Annotated in this window: 2 protein-coding genes; both read left to right on the top strand. The window is 33.4% G+C overall.

Annotated elements, in window-relative coordinates; genetic code table 11:
- Positions 1 to 49 precede the first annotated feature (49 nt).
- Positions 50 to 505, top strand: coding sequence for a helix-turn-helix domain-containing protein (locus IC221_RS29200; RefSeq protein ID WP_188172315.1), 456 nt, complete (start codon positions 50 to 52; stop codon positions 503 to 505).
- Positions 457 to 1,164 carry an IS630 family transposase gene (locus IC221_RS29195; RefSeq protein WP_188172316.1) on the top strand — a complete coding sequence of 236 codons (708 nt, stop codon included), beginning with the start codon at positions 457 to 459 and terminating at the stop codon, positions 1,162 to 1,164. Before IC221_RS29200 ends, IC221_RS29195 begins: the two co-directional genes overlap by 49 nt.
- The last annotated feature ends 11 nt before the right edge of the window (positions 1,165 to 1,175 follow it).

Genomic DNA, 1,175 nt, shown 5'->3' with positions numbered 1-1,175 from the left:
TACACTGTAAACTAAATTTTAGTAAATTGAAGATCTTAAATTTAAAGAGATGAAAAGAGATCATATTCAATTAAGTGAAGAAGAAAAAAATCACATCAAAGAACTTCTTTCTAAAGGTGATATAAAATCAAGAGTAAGCCTTCGTTTGACTTCTTTATTATTGCTTAATGAGCAAAAAACATATAAGGAAGTAGCTTCTATTTTACAGGTAAGACTAGCTACTATTTCCGATTGGAAAAAGAAGTATAAGCTAGAAGGTTTAAAATCTTTATTGGAAGAAAAACCTCGAAGTGGCCGCCCTGCGGGTCTAACGGGTGAAAATAAGGCAAAAATTACGGCATTAGCTTGCAGTACTCCTCCTGAGGGTTATTCTAGATGGACCTTAAGAATGTTGGCTGATAAAGTAGTCGAATTAGGTTATGTAGATGAAATCTCCCATACACATGTTCAAGAAATATTGAAAAAAACGAACTTAAGCCTCACCTCAAAAAACAGTGGTGTATAAGTAGAATGACAGGAGAGTTTATTGCAAGGATGGAACAGATCTTATGGTTATATAACCAGCCTTATGATCCGAAATACCCTGTAATATGCTTTGACGAACGTCCTTGTTTCTTGATTGGAGATAAAGTGGATCCTATACCCATGCGAAATGGAAAAGTAAAGAAGGAACATTATAGTTATGAAAAAAATGGTTCGTGTGTATTATTAATGGCGATAGAGCCTTTAACTGGAAAGCGATTTGGTAAAGTCTATAAGCAAAGACGGAAGCAGGAATATGCAGATTTTATGCTTGAATTAAGCCTCTTGTATTCAGATGCTCACCGAATAAGATTAGTCCAGGACAACTTAAATACACATAATAGTAGCTCTTTTTATCAAAATATGGAAGCCGAAAAAGCATTCGAACTCACTCAGAAATTTGATTTCTATTTCACACCAAAATCTGCAAGCTGGCTTAACATGGTAGAAATTGAATTTTCAGCATTATCAAAACAATGTTTGTCTGATAGAATTCCATCTCAGGAAGAATTAGAAAAAAGAGTGATGGCAGTAATCAAAGATCGAAATGACAAAAAAGTCAAATTCAAATGGCAGTTTACGAAAGAAAATGCTAGAGATATTATGCATAAAAGCTATAATCAAATATTAACGAAAACTTAGTTTACAGTGTA

Source organism: Flammeovirga sp. EKP202 (assembly GCF_014534745.1).
In the GTDB taxonomy this organism is placed as follows: domain Bacteria; phylum Bacteroidota; class Bacteroidia; order Cytophagales; family Flammeovirgaceae; genus Flammeovirga.
The sequence above is the reverse complement of the archived record's forward strand: the minus strand, read 5'-3'. Positions and strand labels throughout refer to the sequence as shown.

Coding starts and splice junctions, on each gene's coding strand:
- IC221_RS29200 (WP_188172315.1), top strand. CDS start 50: ATGAAAAGAGATCATATTCAATTAAGTGAAGAAGAAAAAAATCACATC.